Origin of the sequence: Brasilonema sp. UFV-L1 (genome assembly GCF_012912105.1) — a bacterium.
GTDB lineage: Bacteria > Cyanobacteriota > Cyanobacteriia > Cyanobacteriales > Nostocaceae > Brasilonema.
Map to the genome: position 1 here is coordinate 173358 of NZ_QMEA01000001.1, position 20083 is coordinate 193440.

Here is a 20083-nt window from a genome sequence, read left to right on the forward strand (position 1 = left end):
CGAAGGGCTTCCCGCAGGGTAGGACGCAAAGGACACAAAGGAATAAGAGTTTTAGAGAGTTCTTGCGTAAGTCCTATTATTTACCCAAGTGAAAATCAACTTGTTGGATTCCGCTTTCGCTACATATAACCAAAAATTAACTTGACATTAAGCTGTTTTACCTCCATTTCTAGAAATCCAGAATATGTTAAATAAACAACACCACAAAGAGTAATTCTGAAGATTTTCAGTAATTTTGTTTCTAAAACAGAAACCATATTGGCTTGCGTAACTGAACGTTATACAATCAACATTACATTCTCCAGAGAATTTATCAAACAATTAAATAAACAACTGATATCAGGATTCGCGCTTGCAAGAAGATCGCTGTCATTGATAAATTATTTCGGCTGAAACATGAACAGAAGTAAAAAACTTTGGTGTATTTTTGGCTGCTCATTTTTTAAGTTTTATCGCTACAGTTTAACATTGTTACTGACTGCAGTCTTGTTATCTGACTCAGTAGTAGCAATACCGAGAAATGCAAAATTGCAGATAGCACAGCAGGCAAATACAAATCCAGAAGATACCTTCACCCCAGAGCAAAAAAAACTGGCAGAGGAAGGACTTAAACTATTTGATGAAGGGCATAAACTGCGTGATCAGGGGACTCTAGAATCAAAGCAACAAGCAATTCAGAAATATGAAGCAGCATTAAAATTCGCGCGACAATTACCCGATAAAAGATTGGAAGTGGTCGTGCTACAGAATATTGGTAGTGTCTACTTGAATTTGGGCGAACACAACAAAGCGTTGGAATATTTAAAACCAGCACTATCTATTAGTCGTGAACAGAAGTTGACATCTCTAGAAGCTGATACCCTCTGGCATCTGGGTGTAACATACTGGGTAATGGATGATAGCCAAAAAGCTTTGGAAAGTTTCAACCTTGCGCTTTCCATGTATCGCTCTCAAAAACGATCCAAGGATGAGGCTGATACTTTGAGGTATATCGCTAAAATCTATGGGGAACAGTTTGATAAGCACCAAGAAGCAATTCAAGCATACAAACAAGCTTTAGCTCTTGAACAAAATGATCCTCCAAGCCAAGCCAGTACTTATTGGTATATGGGTACAACATATTGGAACTGGGGTGAGAATAAGAATGCTCTTGACTCCTATGATAAGGCTCTAGAAATCTACCGCCGAATTAACGATGTCTCTGGACAGATTACAGTTCTTGAGTCTAGGAAGAGTGTTTACGCTATATTAGGTGAGAATCAGAAAGCGCTGGAACAGCTACAGCAAGCGCAGAGACTATTACAACAAATTCCTCAAGATCGACGATCTCAAGCAAGTATTTTGATGAATTTTGCATCTACTTACCGATCATTGGGCGAATATCAGAAAGCGCTTGACTACTTCCAACAAGCGCGCTCGCTGTTTAAAAAAGTAGGACTTCGTAACAGAGAAATCTCGGCTCTGAAGCATATATCTAGTTTCTACCAGGTGTTCATTGGGGAGTATGGGAAAGCACTGGATGCCTTAGAGGAAGCGCTTACCGTTGCCCGTGCTATTAACAACCGTGTAGAAGAAGCTGAAATACTCAACAAGCAAGCAGATGTCTTAGCATCACAAGGTGAGTATCAGAAAGCACTGGATACCTTCAATCAAGCACTCACTATTCAGCGTCAGCTAAAAATACGCGGTGGACAAGCTTACACTCTCGAAAATATGGCGAAGCTCTACAAGTCATTAGGCGATTATCAGCAGAGTATTAACACTTGTCAACAGGCGCTGGATTTATATCGGCAATTAGGCGATCGCAAAAGCGAAGTTTGGAGTCTGAACTCCATTGGTGATGCTCATTATGAAATGAAAGATTATCCTCAGGCTATAGAATATTACAACAAAGCGCTGTCTCTGAGTCAACAGATCGGAAGTCTATTTCTACAATCAATTCAATTCGCTGCCTTGGGAAGGGCTTACCTGTCATTAAAAGAGTATGACAAAGCGCTAAATAATGCCAGCAAGTATCTTTCTATGGTGCGTCAACAGAAGAACAAACCGTTAGAAAGTTCTGCCTTAGGTTTACAAGGGAGAATATACCAGGAAAAGGGAGATTATCAACAAGCGCTGTCCATATCCCAGCAGGCAAAATCTTTGATCCAACAATTAGGAAATAAGTATACAGAAGCTGCTGTCCTCAGAAATATCGGTAAAACATACAACTCCTTAAAACAATATCAAACAGCGATTGATAACCACAATCAAGAACTCGCCATCAGAAAAACTCTAGGTAACAAAGCAGAAGAAGCAGCAACACTTTACCAAATTGCTGTGAATGAACGCGATAGAGGTAATTTACCAGCAGCTCTGACCAACATTAAACAAACAACTGAAATTATCGAAGGGATACGCACCAAAGTCACGAGTCAAGACTTGCGTAGTTCCTACTTTGCCACAGTCCAGGATTATTACCAATTCTACATTGACCTGTTGATGCGGTTGCACAAGCAAAACCCATCAAAAGGATACGATGCAGAAGCACTGCACATCAGCGAACGCTCTCGCGCTAGGGGTTTGATAGAACTGTTAACTGAAGCTCATGCTAATATCCGCAAAGGCGCTGATCCAAAACTTTTGGCAGAAGAACGTCGCTTACAGTTTCTTTTGGAAGCGCGAGAGAAACGGTTACTATCACTATCTGATACCAAAGCAAATGAACGCCAAGCCGCAGCCCTGAAAACAGAAATTGAAAATCTCCTCAGCCAATACCGCGAATTAGAAACAAAAATCCGCACCACCAGCCCGAAATACGGGAAAATTAAGTACCCCACACCCGAAGACATACTAAAATTACCGCAAATTCAGCAACAGCTAGATAAAGACACGCTGCTATTGCAATATTCCCTCGGTGAAGAACGCAGCTACCTTTGGGCGGTGACTCCTAATTCCATGCAAAGCTACGAACTCCCAGGACGCAAAGAAGTAGAGCAAAAAGTAGAGGAGTTACGCAAACTCTTAAGTGACTCTGGGATGAATAAAGTTGCCCCAGAACAAACAGCAAAAGCCGCCGATCAACTTAGTCAACTCATCCTTGCTCCTGTTGCAAAAGATTTGGGTCAAAAACGCTTGCTAATTGTCGCTGATGGTGTATTGCAATACATTCCTTTCACTGTGCTGACAGTGCCAAAATCATCTGTTAGCGCAGAAAATTATCAACCATTGCTACTCAACCACGAAATAGTTAGCTTACCTTCCGCTACAACCATTGACATTCTCCGCCAAGAACTCAAAGGACGCCAAAAAGCACCAAAGACCCTAGCCATTCTTGCTGATCCAGTGTTTAGCACCAAAGATGAACGTTTTACAGGAGTTACCCAAAACCGTTCTCTCAAAAACAATGACCAGCGATCTGGGGCATCCCAGAATACATCTTCCGCGCTTGACCTAGACAAGTCTGCCTTAACGCGGGCAACTAGAGACATAGACATGGGCAATATTGGGCGACTTCAAGGAACGCGGAAAGAGGCTGAGGAAATTATGAAACTAGTAGCCCAGTCAGACAGATTAAATGCTTTTGATTTCGATGCTAACTATACCTGGGCAACTAATCCCCAACTCAGCCAATACCGCTACCTGCTTTTTGCAACCCACGGCATACTCAACGAGAAAAACCCAGAATTATCAGGAATAGTGCTATCCCAGATAGATAAAAACGGCAACCGACAACAAAAAGGCTTTTTGCAACTGCCTGATTTATTCAATCTCAACTACCCAGCAGAATTATTGGTACTGAGTGCCTGTCAAACTGGACTGGGCAAGGAAGTCAAAGGGGAAGGATTGGTGGGCTTGACAAGAGGGTTGATGTATGCTGGTGCAGCACGAGTTGTGGTGTCTTTGTGGAAGGTTGATGATGAAGCAACATCAAAGTTAATGAGCGAATTCTACAAAGAAATATTGCAAAAGGGCAAAACTCCAGCAGCAGCAATGAGAGCAGCACAGCTAGAAATGTGGCAGCAGCAGGAATGGCGTAACCCTTATTCTTGGGCGGCTTTTACCTTGCAAGGAGAATGGCGCTAACAATTCAAAATTCAAAATTCAAAATTTTGGAGTTAGGAGAAACTACAAATGAAACAGCAATTTATTCTTGCTTTTTTCGCAGGTGTTCTGGGTACGATGGTGTTGGGTACTTGGGCAATGGTATCTGTGCAAGCACAGTCTAAGCCAGTACCGCCGAAGTTTACTACAGTCACAAATCTTGCAGAATTTAATGTAGTCATTGACAAAAAACCCGTCTCGGCAAGTGATGTCAAAGAAATTGGTGAACCACCCGGAAGACGCGATATTATTGGCGCAGATGACCGTATCCCAATGACTAATAGAAAAAAACCTTGGTCAGCGATTGGTAAAATTGAAGGGATAGATGCTGACGGTAAAGGCTACAGTTGCACGGGTACGCTGATAGCTGATGATTTGGTGTTGACTAATTCTCACTGCGTAGTTAATCCTGATACTGGTAAACTTAGTCGGGCGATCGCTTTTCTACCGAATTTAATTAACGGTCAAGTACGCGATAAAAATGATATCGCCTACGCAACCACTGCTAAGCCTGGAACAGACTTCAAAACTGGGACATTGGCAGATTATGTAGACGATTGGGCTATTCTCAAACTTGACAGACCTCTTGGGAAGAAATACGGTATTATCCCTTTGAAATCTCTACCATCCTTCGACCTTGTAGGGGATACTAAAAAATTTGCCCTAGTTGGTTATTCTGCTGATTTTCCTAACCCCAAGAAAAAACAATACCAAGAATTTACAGCTGGAGAAAGGATGACTGCTGGCGTTCACTTGGGATGCAGCATTCTCCGGCAAAAAGATAACTTACTGTACCACAACTGCGATACTAAAGGTGGAGCTTCTGGTGGTGCAATTATCGGCAATATTAACGGTAATTATTATGTCCTTGCTTTGCATTCTGGGTGGAACAAAGTTAACGGATTGACATTAAACCGTGCAGTTGAAATATCTCGTATACAACCAGCTTTGCGAGGAAATTAGAGAGGAAGAATGAGGGGATGAAGTTGAAAGGAGTGCGATGGTGGGGAGCGATCGCGCCTTACAGCGTTTTTCTGTAAGGTGGGCATTGCTTCTACTATCTCAAATGTCTATCACACAAGCTTTTCTGAGCAATGCCCACCCTACGATTTGTGGTCTATTGATATGAAAACCGCTGTAAAAGGCGTATCGCACTTCTTTTGACTCTTAATGCAGTCGTGCAAGGGCACTGTTTGTGTCTTAAATTATACTTATTTTCTTCAGAAATATCTGAAATGATATGATGAGTAAACAGGTTCAACCCAAAAAGCAATTGCAATGACCGATGAAGAACTCAAGCAACTGATTGAGAGTAACGCCAGAACAGCCCAAGCAATGCTAGATACAATGGCTGAAGCACGACAAGAACGGGAAGAACTCCGAGAAGGTATACAAGAACTCCGAGTTGGGATGCTACAACTTCAGAATGTTGTGGAAAGATTGGCAAATATACAAGAGGGAGTGGCAAACTTGCTAGCTTCTCTTGATGATGACCGTCCTACTATTCTTAGGAAATTAACAGCTATCGAAAATAAAGTTGATAGACTATTACACAAAGAGCAAGAAAATATTGGTGAATAAGTTTTGTAATATCAGTTGAGTCATATAACCGTAACTATTTAGCCACCATTATCAGCTGACTTCATCGCTTGCATCAAAGCTTCGCCAGTACCGAAACTGTTGTAGGGAGTTGGCAAGTCATAGGTTTTGAATGGTTCTAAAGGTGAAATATCTTCATCGCTATCCAGTTCTTCCGCTAAAATGCGGATCAGCTTGAGTTTATCAGGTGCAGAAAGCTGTCGAATGGGAGGAAGCAACTGTGTAAGTGTCATCTTTTAAGCCTCATCCTCTCTAAATCTATCAACTTAGCAGTTGTTCCTGAATTTCAGAGGGAGCTGCTGTCTCAACAATCCCAAAAGCCGCTTTCACATCACCAATAGTCACCATCAGCGTCATTGGTGCGACTGGTGAAGCAATAAAACCACATTTCTGGTAAAATTGACCTGCTTTCTCTGAAATAGCGTGGACGAGAATAGCCCTAATTCCAGCAATTGAAGCTGCTTGTAAAGTGCGTAATACAGCATCGCGTACTAATCCACGTCCAATTCCTTTCCCTTGCCAGTTCTGATCCACCGCCAGCCGCCCAATCACCATGACAGGAATCGCATCGGGCATATTGCGGCTCACTCGCCCTGGCGCACTAGTGTTTAAGACGCTACCGTTTGCAAGACAGTAATATGCAATAATCTTTTGCTCCATAGTCACCACATAAGTTCGGGAAGCACCGGTGTCTTCATTCTTGAGCGCCCGTTTTCTCAACCAATCGTCCAGTTCTGGATTACCAGAATCAAAATCTTCCAATAGATATTCTGGCTTTATGGGTTGAGGAGGCTGCAAGATTTTGTTTTGCTCGTTGCTCACCTTCAATCCCACGGCGCTTTTGTTGCCAGCAATTGACGTAAGTTCTCATTAGTAGAAGGCGGTGCATCAAGAAGATCCACAAATTGCTTGAACTTCTCGTCGTCTAACATGAACAGCCTACGATCCAGTAAAACCGCTTCTGCTTCCCGACAAGCCGTTTCTAGCATGAAATCAGAGCGGTTCTTGCCGAGTGCTTCTGCTGCACGGTCAATTAAATCACGTTGTGCTTGGTGCGCCCGAATGTTGATAGTCACATCGCGGTTTCGGTTTGCTGATTCAGTTGATTGCGATCGCATCGCTTTATGTTGCTTTAATGTCCATGCAATCAATATATCATCTTTGTATACACAAAATCAACACAAATGGAAATCGAAAATTTCCTCTATCCAATTAATGATTTGAGATTGCTATTTCGCAAATATATTTAGTACACGTTAGCGTAAAAGAACATAAATACAATTCGTAAAGCAAGCTTTTTGTTTGACAAAAATATCATTTTATGTATAAAGAAGCTGAGATAATTTTATAAAACCATGAACCAGGTAGATTACCTCCGCATAAGTTTAATAGACCGCTGCAATTTCCGGTGTCAATACTGCATGCCAGAAGGAGCAGAACTTGATTACATCCTCAAGCAGCAGTTGTTGACTGATCACGAACTGCTAACCCTGATTGAAGAAGTGTTTATCCCCGTTGGATTTACTCGCTTCCGTTTGACTGGGGGAGAACCTTTACTGCGTCCTCGTGTGGTGGAATTGGTGGGAGCGATCGCATCTCTTTCCCAAACTCAAGACCTCTCAATGACGACAAACGGTTTCTTACTCGCCCCAATGGCACAAAGTCTCTACAACGCGGGTTTGCACAGACTTAATATCAGCTTAGACTCGCTTGATCCCGACACATTTAACCAAATTATTGGTAATCGTGGTCGTCCACGCTGGCAACAAGTTTGGGAAGGAATTCATGCGGCTTATCGCGTGGGATTTGACCCTCTGAAGCTGAACGTGGTGGTCATTCCCGGTGTCAACGACCATGAAGTTTTGGATTTAGCTGCGTTGACGATTGATAAGCAATGGCATGTCCGATTTATTGAATTTATGCCAATTGGTAATTCTGAGTTGTTTGGCGATCGCGGTTGGATATCTTCCCAAGAGTTACGCCAACGCATCCGCGAACGTTGGGGATTGACAGAATCTCAAGTTTGTGGTAATGGACCTGCTGATGTGTTTCAAATTCCGGGAGCGAAGGGGACACTGGGATTTATTAGTCAGATGTCAGAGTGTTTTTGCGATCGCTGCAACCGGATGCGTCTTTCTGCCGATGGCTGGTTGCGTCCCTGTTTATTAAATGAAACGAGTCAAATTGATTTAAAAACTGCTTTGCGTGAAGGTATTAGCACTGCCGAACTGCGCAAGCAGGTTAGGCACTTGTTGGCAATGAAGCCAGAAATTAACTTTAAGCAACGTTACTCAGGTACGACAACTGGTGTTTATACCCGTACCATGTCTCAAATTGGTGGTTAGTCGTGAGTCGTCAACAGTCAAGAGTTTTGAACTGTTGACTGTTAACTGTTGAGTGTTGAGTGTTGACTTAAGCTTGACGTGAGTAGTATTCCACCACAAGCAGTTCGTTAATTTGTAGCGCCACCCACTCGCGCTCAATGATGCTGTTGACTTTGCCAACCATCTTATTTTTGTCAAATTCCAGATGGCTGGGTAGGTTTGCCAAACCAGGGTATTGTAAGTTAGCTTCCACCAACTTACGTGATGCTTCCCGGTTTCTGACGGCAATTTCCTCTCCAGCACGGCATTGGTAACTGGCAATATTGACAACGCGACCGTTAACTGTGACATGACCGTGATTCACCAGCTGACGAGCTGCGGGAATCGTGGGAGCCATTCCCATACGGAAAATTGTATTATCCAACCGCATTTCTAGCAATTGGAGCAGCACTTGTCCGGTAGAACCAGTCACGCGTCTAGCTTTGCGTACGTAGCGCAGCAATTGTTTTTCTGTCACACCGTAGTTAAAACGGAGCTTTTGCTTTTCCTCTAATCGGATGGCATATTCAGAACGCTTTTTGCGGTTCTGACCATGCTGACCTGGCGGATAAGCGCGTCTAGCGCTTTTACGAGTTAATCCTGGTAAGTCGCCTAAGCGACGTACAACCCTAAGGCGTGGTCCTCTGTATCGGGACATGAGTTTCTTAAATTGAATCCTGCTTAACTTTACCCAGACATATAATTATATAGCAGTCCTCTTTGAGTTGTGACATCAACGGCATTACACGAAGAGGACAAGACAATTCAAAATCACCGATAGCGCAGCGTGCCCGGAGGGCATAGATTGGATCGGAGGAAACCTCCGCTCCAACTTCTCTCAAAATTCAAAATTCAAAATTCAAAAGTTGGAATTACTTCCTCATCCTCCTCATCCCCCTCACTCGCTGCGCTGCCTACGGCACGCTACGCTAACAAATTCACGCATCGCGTAGCGTTGCGAGCGTTTGCGCAGCGCTCCCAAAGGGGCTAGCGAAGCAATCTCAAAATTCGCTCATTAAAGAATCTTTTTTTGAATTTTGAATTAGATCCTTCGCTTCGCGAAGGACGCTGCGCGATGCGTGAATTCCCCCGGAGGGGGTCTCCCCATCTCTGTATTGCAAGCATCAAAGCGGGCTTCTATCATGGGGTAGCATACCCTTGGGTGTTTGGAGAACGGGAAATTATATGTTAAGCAACAAAAAAAGTGAAGGTACCCATAGACTTGAGCAAAGAGCTAAACACACTGCACAACGTCTTGAAAGAAGCGCAGACGCCTTAAAAGCAGTTGTTTTCAAAGCCACTGCTGGGCTAGCCGCACCAGTTTTTGCTGTGGCTGGATGGTTAACAATGACTTCATCTAGTATGGCTGTTACTGGCACATACAGGAATGAATTTCGTGTTTGTGCTGGACGACTTTTGAGTGTGGGTATAGCTGCGGATGCTGCATCACAAGCTTGTGCTGCAGCAGTACGTCCTGGCGACTTGTCTGCCTGTGTGTATAAAATTGGGCGGCAAACACAAATTGCCGCATCTGATGCCCTGGCAACTTGTAGGCAAGCAAGGCGTCCTGAAGAGATAGCAACTTGTGTTCTTGGTATCAACAAGTACAATCGAGAAACAGCGGGCCCAGAGGTTTTAAATTATTGTGGTCGTAGCTTGTTACCAGTACGCTTTGCTGAGTGTGTGGTAGGTTTGCGCGCTGAAGTCGATTTTGCCTCTACCCAAGCAATGGAAAGTTGTATCGACGCCAGCGACAAAATAAGCGGCTTTTTGCCTTCTTTTGTACCGTCAAATAGACAACCTACGGAATTTCGACCAACTTTTGAGTCTACTCCAGCGCCATCTGCACCCATTCAAACCCCGGCTGCACCGACTCAAAGTCCAACAAATCCAAGCAGCAAATAAGCTCTACTAACAGTTATCAGTTATCAGTTATCAGTTATCAATCAACGTACTGCTAACTGTTAACTGTTAATTAGCTTTTAGTCTTCTTTTTTACCGAAGACCATTTGTAGAATCATTGGAACTCCTCCGTCTTGGTGATATTTATCTGCCCAAGCACGGATAATTTCATCCAATTCTTCCATAGCTTTTTCAAATCGCTCTGGTGGAATATCCAGTTCTTCCAAAACACGCATTGTATTTGGTCTGCGTTCTGCCCAATCTCTCATCATCCGGAAATACCGAGCAGTATCTTCCACCATGATGTAAGTGCGCTCTTGCTCATCGGCTGGGGCATAAAAAGGACGAGTCAGAGCATAGAAGGGCATTCCCCAAGGTGAATCAATACGTGTTACCGTACCAGAGTAGAGCAGACGACGCTTAATATGCTCCGCCAATGCTTCACTCAATTCCATCCGATGTTCTGGAGGCAAATCTTCCTGAGAGCGCTTGTGGAGAAATTCAATTAACTCTAGGAACTCAAAAGAGGTGATTAACTGAGCATCTGGTAGGTTAGAGGGTAGTTTTTGCTCAATTTGTCTTTTCTCTTCTGATGTCAGATTTGTTCCTGGGACGCGCGATCGCCCTGGTCGCCAAGGATGTTTTTCCATCCACACATACGGTAACTGAATCAGATAGCGCGGTTCTTGAGAACCCAGCATCTTCAGCAATTTACCCTCAGTTAGCGCTTGTCTAACTTCCTCAACAATGATTTTGACTCGCTTCGGCTCAAGGTGGTGCAAATGCCCTGTCATCCGCAGGTTTTGTCCCTGTTCCAGATAGGTCATATAAATCGCACATTTTGCAGCCGTTGCTGCAGCATCTAAAAATGCCCCATGCCTATGCCCACTTGTTCGCATAGCGCTAAAAGCTAGGTATAGCATGATCTGATCCATTGCACTGGGGCCAAGACGTTTGATCAGATCTACGTCGTTACTCATATTACAAAAAGTTGAATAGCACGTTTACACAATTGTCAGTCAATGGAAAGCAAGCAGTATACACCCACCATTAGGTAATGTTTTTACCTCAGATTATCTATTATGCGTTAAGTGTGAGTTTTGATGGTAGTCATAATTGGTAATTCATCCGTATTTTCAAGCAAAAATCACGAGTTAACACTCTTGACTAGAGTTCCCTCAACACAAAAACAGTATTTAAGCTACTATCACCATTACGCAGGTATCAATGGAGTGTATGCGCAGGAGCGATTATCAACAACTTCACAAGCGCACCTTTCATCTACAGGTTTGAACTGACACAATGGGAAGTCGGATTTAATAAATAAGGCATGATTTCCAAGAAGATGCCTTGAATCAGTGTGATTGTTTTCAGTTCAACAACTAGCTAGTACAACGCGGTCCCAATAAAGCTACTATTCGCTCAGAGCGTGAAAAGCTTGTGATCTAAGCTTTTTGAATGAGCGAATGCGTGAATAAGCAAATTTTAAGGACGCGGTACTAGTACGTACAGCTAATGAGTAATATATCTGTCTAAAGAAAGGTTATTTTCGTGAGGTTGTTGTAAATTCAGGTAGAACTGGGTAGAGCGAGTGAGTTGTGAGTGAGTTACTCCCTTCTCGCGTTTATTCAAGATCTATCTTCACTGTTTTAACCTGCTTCAATACAGGTCTCCATAGAACGCAGGTTTGGGTATATCACCTGCCCTCGTAACAAAAATGACAGCATAACAGGTGGTGCAGCTCTTTGTAAATTGCTGTACTGCTCAAAACTTGCAATTATGTTTTGGCAATCAAAACAATTTTTTTTCGGGAAAATCGTTGATTTTGCGTGGAAAAGATAATCCAAGGTTCAAACTACCTTCGTATTTCGACAATTTTTGTTAATTTTATCAATCTGATTTGTTTCGTAATGTTAGAGAAGATACAAAATATCAAACGAGTTTTGTAAAAAAATCGGATTTCAAAATTAATTTATACTATGAACTGTAAATCATATATTTACCTTAAGAAGAAATTTCTTTTTTTTTGTATAAATGTGAATTAAAGTAATGAAAAAACTTGATGGTAACTCATTATTAATAATAAATACGTAGACTAAAAGCTATGTTTGATAACCTTTTCAGGTATTTAAGCTAGTAAAAGAAGTGAAGAAAGTTAACACAAAAAAGATAAGGGGTGTGGGGTTTCACCCCTCAATCTAACACAGGCAAAATTCAAAATAAAATCTCTTATTCTGGCTTTTGTTCTGGTCAGTATTGAGTCCTTGATAGTATACAAACAAAATGTATGAATGAAAAACTTTTTTGTAAATTTTCCGGATTTAGCAATAGAATTTTGAACTCAAAGCTATTGAATTATTCATCTTGATATCTAGCTGTTTATTAACTGATTATTAGCTGATATTTACTGGGTAATCCCTTGCAAGCAGGAAAGCAGGTGGAGAGAACCTCCCCTGCTGAAAAACTACCTGCTTAATTGATGAACCTAGAGAACTGGGGTTCACTTACTTAGAAGATTGATGAGAAGGTTTGGTTCTGCGGATTCTATCGAAACACAGAGCTAATGCCCCAAAAGTGACGAGTAAAACTCCTAAAACTTGCTCAAGTTGCAGGGTTTCTTGAAGAATCAACCCAGCAAAAATGACCGTTAGAGCAGGAATTGCCGCACCGATAAGAGCTGAGCGTGAGGCACCTATTTTACGAATTCCAAAATTATTTAACAAATAGCTAAACAGCGACAGTACACCAAGTAAAAAAGCGCACAAAACGAGTTCGAGTAAATAAGTACGGTTCAGTTGCAAGCTCCAGTTTGCAGGTAAAGGCAGTATCAAACCGAAGATAGATAACACCAACATCGTAGCGAAGTTCGTTAACGTAAGAGAAACAGGATGCAGTTTGGCAGCACATTTGCGCGAAACTAACAGGTAGAAAGCAAAAGCAATGCCAGAAGCAAGTGCTGCAATGCTCCCCATACGAAGATCACCGATGACAGTGCTGTTAGAAGTTGCTAAAACTAACAATTCACCTGTTCCAATCACAGCTGTCGCGCCAAGACTGAATAAAGTTAGGCGATCGCGAAACAAAAACCACGACAAAAATCCATTGATAATTGGATAGATAAAGAAAAGTGCGATCGCCATCCCAGTTGGAACTTGACCGATAGCAAGGTAAATGAGAATCTGAGAGAGAAACAAAAAGCATCCACTCACAATTGACAGTGTCAATACCTGTTTTGCCGTCGGATTACTGTTATTTCCTCGAACTGAGTAACTCAGGTATTGCAAGTCTTGCCAGACTCGTGAATGTAGTATCGGAGCTAAAAGCAGCATCAGCGGTACAACAATTAGCATCCTGAGCATTAAAATGAATAGCGAACTACCCAAAGTTGGTGAAATCAGGCGCTGTGCATCAAACACACCGAAAATTTGTGAACCAGGAAGAAAAATGACTTTGATAACTACGTTGTACAGCGCTGACGCCACTGTAGACAATACAAGCAAAGTCATTCCCGTAATTTGTAACGAAGAAATTCCCGTCTTCTGACTTGCTAAGGCTTGCTTTGGTGTGACATTTGGCTGTGGTGGAGAAGACGTTTCTGTCTGTGAGATGGCGGGCGTTGGTTGTAGTACGGAAATTGGTTCTGGTACAGAAGTTGGTTCTGGTACAGAAGTTGGTTCTGGTACGGCAGGAGACTGGGTGATTTCGTTTGGCGAGACTGTATTCTGGAAAAGAGAATTCCAAGCAGGTGGTTCTTCCTGTGGTGGATTGTTGGGTAAAACCGTTATTTCTGGAGGAATATCTGTTTGCAACTTAGTTGGCATTCCTCCCAAAGTTGGCTGTTGTTGTTCTGAAGTCTCTTCCACATCCGCAGGGGAAACTTGTGCTATGACAGACGGTAAATTTCCTGTTGCTCTTTTTGTTGTTGCTTCTTGCAGTTCTCTACGCAGACTATTGACTAACTCTATTAAAATGGTTTCGCCTTCCCTTTGCTGAACTGTCATTCGGGATAACTGTTGAGAAAAACTGCTTTGATAGTTTTTCAGTTCTTGTTGCAGTGAGTTAAAGGTGATAGTCAGGGAGTCATCCAAAGAACCAAGCAGTTTTTCAGCATACTCATTGACTTGACTTGCTGAGCTATTTGTGGTTTCAGTAGATTCAGAACTTCCCACTGGTTGGGAAACACGCTCCACAGCTTGAGTGGTTAGCGTTTCCAAAGAAGATTGCAGCTGCGAAGATATATGATTAGCCAAGACTTGTGACAACTGGCGAATCAACGCTTGCTGCTCATTAATTTGGTACCCGTGTTGTAGATTTTCTTTTTCCTGTTGCAGTCGTGTGATATCTTGAGTTAAGCGGTCTTTTTCTGTTTGCAGTCGCTTCGTATCTTCCTGTAACGACTTGAGCAAATTCCGTTGAAGAATTTGCAATTCCTCTGTGACAGCCCGCAAGGCAGTTTCTGCTGTCTCATACGGATCGCCTTTTCCTCGCGGGTTATCTGGTCGTCTTTCGTATCGCCCCATTCGTCTTTAACCTCTGATCCTTTGATGAACAAGCAGCTTACTATTGACTTGATCGGCGCTTATATTCCTATTATTTCCCTCTTGTGTCAAGAATCAGTTATCAGTTATCAGTTATCAACGGAACTTAGGCAAAAGTTACCCGGTTAATAGCAAAAATCGTCTGTTTCACAACCAAATACGAACGAAGAAACGCGGTTTCTAGCAGATGGTGGGTAAATCCTAATCAATAATTAATTATCAGAGGGAGCCAAAGTTCCCATAAAACGCCATCAGAAATTCTCGTCAGCGATGGTGTAGTTTATTCGTGATAAAGAAAAGCTTGTAAGGGCTTCCTCGAAAAGAAAATCTGCTCTCCAAGTGCTTTATTGATGCATGAACAATGCATTTTGTCAAACAATCTTCAGAATTATGGGGGGATTTAACCCATGACTAACTCTGTTATTAATCCAATTGAACGTCCGGAAGTCACGCAACAACTGTCTGAAAACGTTATTCTTACAACTTTAGATGACTTGTATAACTGGGCAAAAATGTCCAGTTTGTATCCGATGATGTTCGGTACAGCCTGCTGTTTCATGGAGTTTATGGCTGCTTATGCATCTCGCTTTGATATGGAACGATATGGGATGATTCCTCGTGCGACTCCTCGACAAGCAGACTTATTGATTACAGCAGGTACAATCACCATGAAGTATGCGCCTAATTTGGTGCGACTTTATGAACAGATGGCTGAACCGAAATATGTCATCGCAATGGGAGCATGTACAATTACTGGTGGGATGTTCTGCACAGATTCTCCTAGTGCTGTGCGCGGTGTGGATAAGTTAATTCCAGTTGATGTCTATATACCAGGATGTCCTCCTCGACCAGAAGCAGTCATTGATGCGATTATTAAATTGCGTAAGAAAATTTCTAATCAAAGCATTCAAGAACTGCCACAACTTCAACAAACTCACCGCTACTACAGCACTTCACATAAGATGAAAGTTGTGCCTCCTATCAATAATGGGCAATACTTGAAAAGTCCTACACGGGAAGCACCATCTAAGGAAATTATTGAAGCAACAGGATTGCCTTTACCTTTGAGGCTTCAAAATATTTCTGAATCGGAACATCGTCTTTCCTGAAGAAAATAGCTAGCTGTCACATCTGGAAAACCTCACCCTCGCTTTTAGCGTAGCTAAAATCGTTCCCTCTCCTTGCTAAGGAGAGGGATGTCTGACAGGGCAGGGTGCAATTAGTTTGCATGTTAGGGCTGATAGGGTAGAGAGCGTAGCGAGTATTGGGGAGACGGCAGACGCTACCCTGCGGGAAGCCGCCCTCCGGGCGTCTACAAGCCGGGGAACCCGGACGCCAGATACCTACGGAGGGAGAACGCCAGGTGCTTCAACGGGGGGAACCCCCGCAACGCACTGGCTCCCCTCCTGCAGTACTGGCTCTCCAACGCGCTGCCTCAGGAATTGAGCTTTTTAACAGACCAAAATATGCAAATTAAATGTGGAACAGTGAAACCCAACCTACAAACTAGATCTCAGATAAACAAAGTGATCGTGCATAGAATAAAATAGCCCTGATAAAAAAAAGGAATAATATGAAGACTATCGAAACAATTGCCACCGTTACAGCAGATGGCAAAATTACAGTACAGTTACCACCTGATATCCCAGCAGGTGAACATAGAGTTGTGGTGATGATTGATGAACAACTTTTGGTAGAGAAATCACAGACAAAGGAAAAGCGTCCTCCGCTAGATTTTCCTGTACATAATTGTGGTCCTTGGCCTGAAAATCTTTCTCTAAGACGTGAGGATATGTATGATGATTGGGGACGGTAATCCTGTTTTTCTAGACACGAATATATTGGTATGATAAAACTTTACTAAAAATCTAGTCTAATATAGCCTTATATTTACAGAAAAATGCTACTCTAAATACTGAGCGTTCTAATTGAACTACCTCAAAAAAGATTAAGCAGACCTTAATCTAAAACTAAAAGTAATCCCAAATCAATTAACTAATTGTGGAGGGATAGGGGGTGTCTGGTAGTACATCCCACGGCGAATAACTCTACCATTCAAGCGTGTAAATGCTAAAAGTAGAGTTGCTTAAAGCCGTGTGTAGTAGTCTGTCTATATTTGACTATGTAAAACGGAACTATATGCTAGTCAAATTCAATCTCCGTTTTACCAAGCTGCTGTAGAGGCTATACAAGGTTTTTATGATGCGGGGGTTGAATTGTGGATTAGCCGACAAGTTTTGCGTGAATATTTGGCAACCCTCACCCGTCCTCAAAAATTTACCGCTCTACTACCCATTACAATAGTGATTCAGGATATTCGCTATTTCCAAAGCCGCTTTCAAGTGGCTGAAGATGGTTCTCAGGTAACTGAAAGATTGTTGACGCTAATGGAAGAAATTTCTAGCGGTGGCAAGCAGGTGCATGATGCGAATATTGTCGCCACGATGTTAGTTTACGGTATTCCTCAACTGTTAACTCATAACACAGGAGATTTTGCTAGATTTTCTGAGTTGATTACTGTTTTGCCACTTCTTCAAGAGTAATGCTTTTATATAGCAAATGCGCCCACACCCTAGCAATTTTTGTAGGGTGGGCACTGCCTAACTTTCCTCAAACCCTTATTTTTACATTGTGGACAGTGCCCACCCGATAGCCGTAAGGCGTGGCGTCAGCCATAGGGTTTTGAGAATGGCGCAAGATCTCAGTTTAGTCATTTTCCGAAATTTTCCAGGATAAAGTGGTAGATATAAGCAAATGTCATCTCGCATTCTGGGCTAGTTTATGGAACCTGCAACACTCACAGCCGCTGCGATCGCCACTCTAGCATTTAGCAAAGTTATCGAAAAAACCGCAGAAACACTGACGGCAAGCGTATTAAATAAATTAAACAATCTGCGCGAGAAAATTTGGCAGAGGTTCAAGGGTCATCGGAAATTAGAGGAGACGCTAGCAAAAGCCCAGAAAGAAGGCTCAAAGGCAGAGGTTGATTTGATTGCTGCTTATTTGCAGGTAGCAATGGACACAGACCAGAAATTTGCTCAAGATATTCAACAGCTTGCTCAGGAAATTAACCAGGAAATTAATATTGGTAAGATTGAAGGGCGGAATGTCCAAAATGTTTACGGTGGCGAAGCTTTTCAGTCTAATGATGCGAATGCTCCCACTTTTCAAGGCGGCAGTGGTCATAGCGTTACCATTAACTACAATAATCCCAATTCTTGACTGCAGTCGTCCGAATGGGAACGGGCAAAGTTAAATCCCCCTACAGGAATACCGCAGAATTTGCCCCTGAGTGGGGCGACGAAGTTTGTCGGGCGTGAAAAAGAACTGCAACAGCTACATCAACTCTTGCAGAAAAGCGATCGCGTGGCAATAGCCGCCATTGCTGGTATGGGTGGAGTGGGAAAAACCGAACTGGCGCTGCAATATGCAAACACTCACCGCGAAACCTACCAAGGTGGAATTTGCTGGTTACTCCCGAAAGCTGCGGATGTGGGATTACAATTGGTGCAGTTTGCGCGTACTCACCTTAACTTAAACCCACCAGAAATATCGCCGGATTTTGATTTACACGCGCAACTCGCATACTGCTGGCGACACTGGCGTGAAGGTGAAGTACTGCTCATTTTAGATGATGTGGCGAAATACAAAGAAGTTAAACCGTATCTCCCGCCGTCATCTTCCCGGTTTAAGGTGTTGATGACAACAAGAGGACACTTTGGGCAAATTCCAAAATTATCTTTAGGTGTGCTGCAACCAGATGCGGCGCTGGAGTTATTACGAACACTCATTGGTGCAGAACGGGTTAATGTAGAGACGTTGCATGCAACGTCTCTGTGTGAATGGCTTGGATATTTACCTTTGGGGTTAGAATTAGTCGGGCGATATCTAGCACGCAAAGAAGATTTATCCCTAAAAGAAATGTTGCAGAGGTTGGAGAAAAAACGACTAGAACAACCAGCCCTTGTGAACTCAGAAGACGACATGACAGCACAACTGGGTGTACAAGCTGCCTTTGAGTTGAGTTGGCAGGAATTAAACAACACGGATAAGCAACTGGCGTGTTTACTGAGTTTATTTGCCCCAGCACCGATACCTTGGGAGTTGGTAGAATTTTGCTTACCCGATGTAGATGCAGAAGAGTTAGAAGAAAGTCGGGATGATAAGCTGCTGAATTTGCATTTGTTACAGCGTAAAGAAAAGGGAATTTATCAATTGCATCCACTGCTGCGGGAATTTTTTCAAGCGAATCTTGAAACTCCAGCAATTCTTGCAACTTGGGGAAATCTTAAATATGCTTTTGCCAAAGCAATGATAGAAGAAGTTGCTAAGAAGATTCCTCAAGACGCCACCCGTGAACAAATTACCGCCATCTCTCCCGCAATACCTCATTTAGCAGAAGTCGCCAACAATCTTATTGAATATGTCAGCGATGAGGATTTACCCTGGGCTTTCGTCGGTAATGCTCGATTTTATGAAAGCCAGGGATTGTATGATCAAGCAGAACCTTGGTATAAGCTATGTCTAGAAGTTACTAAAAAACGCCTGAGAGATGAACATCCCCTAGTCGCAACTAGCCTCAACAACCTGGCACAACTCTACTTTTCCCAAGGAAGATACCCAGAAGCCGAACCACTGCACCAACAAGCATTGGAACTAACGCGACGCGTACTGGGAGATGAACATCCTGATATCGCACAAAGCCTCAACAACCTGGCGGGACTCTACTACTCCCAAGGAAGATACGCAGAAGCCGAACCTTTGTACCAACAAGCATTGGAACTAACGCGTCGCCTGCTGGGAGAGGAACATCCCTCTGTCGCAACTAGCCTCAACAACCTGGCGTTACTCTACTCTTCCCAAGGAAGATACACTGAAGCTGAACCTTTGTTGCAACAAGCTTTGGAACTAACGCGTCGCCTGCTGGGAGATGAACATCCCTCTGTCGCAACTAGCCTCAACAACCTGGCGTTACTCTACTACTCCCAAGGAAGATACGCAGAAGCCGAACCGTTGTACCAACAAGCTTTGGAACTAACGCGTCGCCTGCTGGGAGAGGAACATCCCAATGTCGCAACTAGCCTCAACAGCCTGGCGTTACTCTACAAGTCCCAAGGAAGATACGCAGAAGCTGAACCTTTGTTGCAACAAGCATTGGAACTAACGCGTCGCCTGCTGGGAGATGAACATCCCTCTGTCGCCGCTAGCCTCAACAACCTGGCGTACCTCTACAAGTCCCAAGGAAGATACGCAGATGCTGAACCTTTGTACAAACAAGCTTTGGAACTAACGCGTCGCCTGCTGGGAGAGGAACATCCCCATGTCGCCGCTAGCCTCAACAACTTGGCGAATCTCTACGAATCCCAAGGAAGATACGCAGAAGCTGAACCTTTGTTGCAACAAGCTTTGGAACTAACGCGTCGCCTGCTGGGAGATGAACATCCCTCTGTCGCAACTAGCCTCAACAACCTGGCGTTACTCTACGATTCCCAAGGAAGATACACTGAAGCTGAACCTCTGTACAAACAAGCTTTGGAACTCAGGCGACGCCTACTGGGAGATGAACATCCCGATGTCGCAACTAGCCTCAACAACCTG

General features: G+C 43.2%; 16 protein-coding genes. 10 read left to right on the plus strand and 6 right to left on the minus strand.

Translation table 11 applies throughout. From position 1 onward, the window contains the following. Positions 1-396: 396 nt before the first annotated feature. The 3 genes from DP117_RS00680 (at position 397) to DP117_RS00690 (ending at position 5664) form a co-directional block, all read left to right on the plus strand. Positions 397-4065: a tetratricopeptide repeat protein gene (locus DP117_RS00680; protein ID WP_169216407.1), complete on the plus strand. Its 3669-nt coding sequence runs from the start codon at positions 397-399 to the stop codon at positions 4063-4065. 48 nt (positions 4066-4113) lie between these two features. Next, on the plus strand, positions 4114-5046 hold the full coding sequence (locus tag DP117_RS00685; RefSeq protein WP_169216408.1) for a trypsin-like serine protease: 933 nt from the start codon (positions 4114-4116) through the stop codon (positions 5044-5046). A gap of 315 nt (positions 5047-5361) precedes the next feature. Next, positions 5362-5664 (plus strand): hypothetical protein, encoded by a 303-nt coding sequence (locus DP117_RS00690; RefSeq protein ID WP_169216409.1) that lies wholly within the window; start codon positions 5362-5364, stop codon positions 5662-5664. A 38-nt stretch (positions 5665-5702) separates the two neighbouring features. Here the strand turns inward: DP117_RS00690 and DP117_RS00695 are convergent, their stop codons facing one another. Genes DP117_RS00695 through DP117_RS00705 form a run of 3 tightly spaced genes read right to left on the minus strand, consistent with a single transcriptional unit; the run spans position 5703 to position 6833 of the window. After that, the gene (locus tag DP117_RS00695) at positions 5703-5915 is read right to left on the minus strand and encodes a hypothetical protein (protein ID WP_169216410.1); all 213 of its coding nucleotides are present in this window, start codon (positions 5913-5915) and stop codon (positions 5703-5705) included. A 28-nt stretch (positions 5916-5943) separates the two neighbouring features. Further along, the gene (locus DP117_RS00700) at positions 5944-6504 is read right to left on the minus strand and encodes a GNAT family N-acetyltransferase (RefSeq protein ID WP_339381105.1); all 561 of its coding nucleotides are present in this window, start codon (positions 6502-6504) and stop codon (positions 5944-5946) included. Between the two features lie 2 nt (positions 6505-6506). Then, a complete protein-coding gene (locus DP117_RS00705; protein WP_248277471.1) occupies positions 6507-6833 on the minus strand; it encodes a DUF1778 domain-containing protein in 327 nt (108 codons plus the stop codon). Positions 6834-7037: 204 nt separating this feature from the next. Here DP117_RS00705 and moaA point away from each other — a divergent pair, with 204 nt between their 5' ends. Beyond that, positions 7038-8027, plus strand: coding sequence for a GTP 3',8-cyclase MoaA (gene moaA, locus DP117_RS00710; protein WP_169216412.1), 990 nt, complete (start codon positions 7038-7040; stop codon positions 8025-8027). 67 nt (positions 8028-8094) lie between these two features. On the opposite strand, the gene rpsD is transcribed toward moaA, so the two are convergent. Continuing rightward, positions 8095-8703 (minus strand): 30S ribosomal protein S4, encoded by a 609-nt coding sequence (gene rpsD, locus DP117_RS00715; protein ID WP_169216413.1) that lies wholly within the window; start codon positions 8701-8703, stop codon positions 8095-8097. Between the two features lie 527 nt (positions 8704-9230). Here rpsD and DP117_RS00720 point away from each other — a divergent pair. After that, the gene (locus tag DP117_RS00720) at positions 9231-9950 is read left to right on the plus strand and encodes a hypothetical protein (protein ID WP_169216414.1); all 720 of its coding nucleotides are present in this window, start codon (positions 9231-9233) and stop codon (positions 9948-9950) included. Positions 9951-10027: 77 nt separating this feature from the next. On the opposite strand, the gene hetR is transcribed toward DP117_RS00720, so the two are convergent. Further along, positions 10028-10927 (minus strand): heterocyst differentiation master regulator HetR, encoded by a 900-nt coding sequence (hetR, locus tag DP117_RS00725; RefSeq protein WP_169216415.1) that lies wholly within the window; start codon positions 10925-10927, stop codon positions 10028-10030. Positions 10928-12451: 1524 nt separating this feature from the next. Then, positions 12452-14467 (minus strand): EamA family transporter, encoded by a 2016-nt coding sequence (locus tag DP117_RS00730; protein WP_169216416.1) that lies wholly within the window; start codon positions 14465-14467, stop codon positions 12452-12454. 425 nt (positions 14468-14892) lie between these two features. Between DP117_RS00730 and nuoB the strand changes: the two genes are divergently transcribed. From nuoB to DP117_RS00755, 5 genes are all read left to right on the plus strand, one after another. Further along, positions 14893-15594 (plus strand): NADH-quinone oxidoreductase subunit NuoB, encoded by a 702-nt coding sequence (nuoB, locus tag DP117_RS00735; protein ID WP_169216417.1) that lies wholly within the window; start codon positions 14893-14895, stop codon positions 15592-15594. Between the two features lie 464 nt (positions 15595-16058). Further along, positions 16059-16301 (plus strand): hypothetical protein, encoded by a 243-nt coding sequence (locus tag DP117_RS00740; protein ID WP_169216418.1) that lies wholly within the window; start codon positions 16059-16061, stop codon positions 16299-16301. Positions 16302-16635: 334 nt separating this feature from the next. Next, entirely contained in the window at positions 16636-17028 is a 393-nt protein-coding gene (locus DP117_RS00745; RefSeq protein WP_169216434.1) for a PIN domain-containing protein, read from the plus strand. Positions 17029-17266: 238 nt separating this feature from the next. After that, complete coding sequence (locus DP117_RS00750) at positions 17267-17707, plus strand: hypothetical protein (protein WP_169216419.1); 441 nt, start codon at positions 17267-17269, stop codon at positions 17705-17707. Positions 17708-17767: 60 nt separating this feature from the next. Continuing rightward, positions 17768-20083: tetratricopeptide repeat protein (locus tag DP117_RS00755; protein ID WP_169216420.1), on the plus strand; the 2316-nt coding region annotated here is incomplete at its 3' end.

Excerpts from the sequence above, each read along its gene's own strand:
- DP117_RS00680 (WP_169216407.1), top strand. The coding sequence starts at position 397 with ATGAACAGAAGTAAAAAACTTTGGTGTATTTTTGGCTGCTCATTTTTT.
- rpsD (WP_169216413.1), bottom strand. The coding sequence starts at position 8,703 with ATGTCCCGATACAGAGGACCACGCCTTAGGGTTGTACGTCGCTTAGGC.
- DP117_RS00695 (WP_169216410.1), bottom strand. The coding sequence starts at position 5,915 with ATGACACTTACACAGTTGCTTCCTCCCATTCGACAGCTTTCTGCACCT.
- moaA (WP_169216412.1), top strand. The coding sequence starts at position 7,038 with ATGAACCAGGTAGATTACCTCCGCATAAGTTTAATAGACCGCTGCAAT.
- DP117_RS00740 (WP_169216418.1), top strand. The coding sequence starts at position 16,059 with ATGAAGACTATCGAAACAATTGCCACCGTTACAGCAGATGGCAAAATT.
- DP117_RS00685 (WP_169216408.1), top strand. The coding sequence starts at position 4,114 with ATGAAACAGCAATTTATTCTTGCTTTTTTCGCAGGTGTTCTGGGTACG.
- DP117_RS00690 (WP_169216409.1), top strand. The coding sequence starts at position 5,362 with ATGACCGATGAAGAACTCAAGCAACTGATTGAGAGTAACGCCAGAACA.
- DP117_RS00750 (WP_169216419.1), top strand. The coding sequence starts at position 17,267 with ATGGAACCTGCAACACTCACAGCCGCTGCGATCGCCACTCTAGCATTT.
- DP117_RS00730 (WP_169216416.1), bottom strand. The coding sequence starts at position 14,467 with ATGGGGCGATACGAAAGACGACCAGATAACCCGCGAGGAAAAGGCGAT.
- hetR (WP_169216415.1), bottom strand. The coding sequence starts at position 10,927 with ATGAGTAACGACGTAGATCTGATCAAACGTCTTGGCCCCAGTGCAATG.
- nuoB (WP_169216417.1), top strand. The coding sequence starts at position 14,893 with ATGACTAACTCTGTTATTAATCCAATTGAACGTCCGGAAGTCACGCAA.
- DP117_RS00720 (WP_169216414.1), top strand. The coding sequence starts at position 9,231 with ATGTTAAGCAACAAAAAAAGTGAAGGTACCCATAGACTTGAGCAAAGA.